The organism is Bacillus cereus group sp. MYBK220-1 (assembly GCF_051916445.1).
GTDB classification, from domain to species: Bacteria; Bacillota; Bacilli; order Bacillales; family Bacillaceae_G; genus Bacillus_A; species Bacillus_A cereus.
In genome coordinates, this window is sequence record NZ_JBQAGQ010000022.1 from 1 (window position 1) to 2379 (window position 2379).

Here is a 2379-nt window from a genome sequence, read left to right on the forward strand (position 1 = left end):
GTTCAGTTTTCAAAGAACTACTTGGTCGCTCATTTGCGACTTCCTTATGTTAACACTTTCGTTAATTGATGTCAACTAAGTTTTTTATTTCGTTTGTCGCTTTCGACGTTAATGTCATCGGCGACTTGTCCTATATTACACCTCTATATAATAATAGTCAATATTAATCTTTCATTTTTTTTAAAAAGATGAAAAAGACTCTCATACCCCCCTTTTATTTCTCATACATATCAATAAGATAACTGAAAGGAGTGTAGAACTTGTTCAATCCTTCTTTATTACACATCATAAGCTCCCATTCAAGAAGCCCACACTATCATAGGAAGTTTCCAATCATTCTTTTTTGGAGTCAAAAAAGCGGCTGTACTTCTCTTGCTAAATGGTTCTTTTACCAGATTGATTTATTACAAACCGCTCTAAGTTATAGTCCTTTCATTCATAATTATGAATATGATATATACAAAAGTACACCTGCCTATAGTGTACGACTAGGAGTAGCGTTACGAGAAAAACAAAAAGAAACTTTTAAACTTGTTCGTAACCCTTATAGGAGAGCAGTCAGTTCTTTCGTATCCTTAATTGGACCTCCTTATATGGAAAATCCCGAATGGAAACCCATCCGAAAGTTTTTATATCAAGATGAAAATTCCTCCAAAGGGATCTCATTTAAACAATTTCTATACTATCTATTTATAAAAGGGGCTCACGCAAGTGATATTAACCCACATTTCACACAACAATATATAGCTGGTGAAGAAGAATATGTGACCAATTATATATACTTAGAAAACTTCGATCAGGAAATGAAAGAATTAGAAAAGCGTTTCGAATTAAAAACCGCACCAATAAATGAGTTCTCAACATCATGGCATCATCAAACTCCCGCCATGATTTATAAAGGTAATTTTAGCGAAGGCGATATTACTGATCCTTTATTTCCACGTCATCCAACTTTTGAAAGCTTTTATGATACTGAATGTATACAACTTGTCCAAACAATATTTCAAAATGATTTCGACACATATAAATACAGCAAAGAATATCCATACTAACTTTAGTCTATTATCTTTGCTAAATAAAAAAGATACCTCATATATAAGGTATCTTTTTAACATTTCAATTATATAAATCATACTGTTTAACAGTCTCTATTCTCCACCTTGTTACCTTTTAATAGATTACATAACTTTTGCTTATCCGCCCATCCTACTCCAATTAAGACTAAACTCGCTCCCATTATTACTCTCCATGTCAGAGATTCATTTAATAGAATAATTGAAGTAATAATACTTATTAATGGTAATGCATTTAAATATAATCCGCTTACTGATGCTGAAACTCTCTCTAGCGCTTTATTCCAAAACCAATACGCTAAAATTGTTGCTCCAATAACAAGGTATATTACACTAAGTCCCGTTTTCCAGGTTTCAACCTTTGGGAGACCGTAATAAAAAATTTCTACCAGTGCAAACGGTAAGAGAATAACAGCTCCAATAATTAAAGTTAATGTTGTAAAAACCTCGTTTGATAAATACTGTTCTTGTTTTGGTCGTTTTAGCAAAACTGTGTAGAAAGCAAATAGAAAAGTACTTAATAATATTAGTATATCTCCTATTAAGGACACTTCTTGATTAGCACTTTTAGATGGAATCGTAATAAAGAGTACTCCTATAGCACCCAATATAATTCCTATCCAATAATTCAATCGAATTTCCTCTTTTAAAAAGAGTGCTGAAAAAAGAATTGTAACTAATGGTAATGCAGCATCTATAATACTCACATGTAATCCACTTGTTAAAGAAATGCCGTAGGATGTAAACATAAAATAACCAGCTACACCGGTAAAAGCTAACAAACTCATTCTTTTCCATGGAACTTTTTTATGTACAACTGATTTTTGTAATTCCTTAAATGAGAATAGCATACAAATTCCACCTGCAAAGAAAAGACGAATAAATAACAAAGTAAACGGCTGAATAGATTCTAACGCCCATTTTGTTGGCGCAATGGCTGTGCCCCATAATATAACAGCCACTAATAACATGCATATTTCTTTCATAATTCCCCACACCCATCAAAAATATATGTTAACTACCTTAATTATAGATTTTTTCTAATGTAAAATCCTTTAAAAGCACAAAAGGTTATGTAAGATCACAAACATTCTTTTTACATCTGGACTATATTCTTGAAAAGGTAATTCTTACCTTTAAATTTAAAATAATAAAAATAAACACAAAAAAACCTAAGTCAAAACGACTTAGGTTTTTGCTTGGCGACGTCCTACTCTCACAGGGACAAGGTCCCAACTACCATCGGCGCTAGAGAGCTTAACTTCCGTGTTCGGTATGGGAACGGGTGTGACCTCTCTGCCATCAT

At 32.8% G+C, this 2379-nt stretch carries 2 protein-coding genes and 1 rRNA gene; 1 reads left to right on the forward strand and 2 read right to left on the reverse strand.

Annotated features, from left to right (window positions below):
• Positions 1 to 260: 260 nt before the first annotated feature.
• Entirely contained in the window at positions 261 to 1052 is a 792-nt protein-coding gene (locus tag ACTFRU_RS29320) for a sulfotransferase family 2 domain-containing protein (protein WP_000483017.1), read from the forward strand.
• Between the two features lie 86 nt (positions 1053 to 1138).
• On the opposite strand, the gene ACTFRU_RS29325 is transcribed toward ACTFRU_RS29320, so the two are convergent.
• Positions 1139 to 2059 carry a DMT family transporter gene (locus ACTFRU_RS29325; RefSeq protein ID WP_000658274.1) on the reverse strand — a complete coding sequence of 307 codons (921 nt, stop codon included), beginning with the start codon at positions 2057 to 2059 and terminating at the stop codon, positions 1139 to 1141.
• Between the two features lie 211 nt (positions 2060 to 2270).
• Positions 2271 to 2379: ribosomal RNA gene (gene rrf, locus ACTFRU_RS29330) — 5S ribosomal RNA — on the reverse strand; the annotation flags it as partial.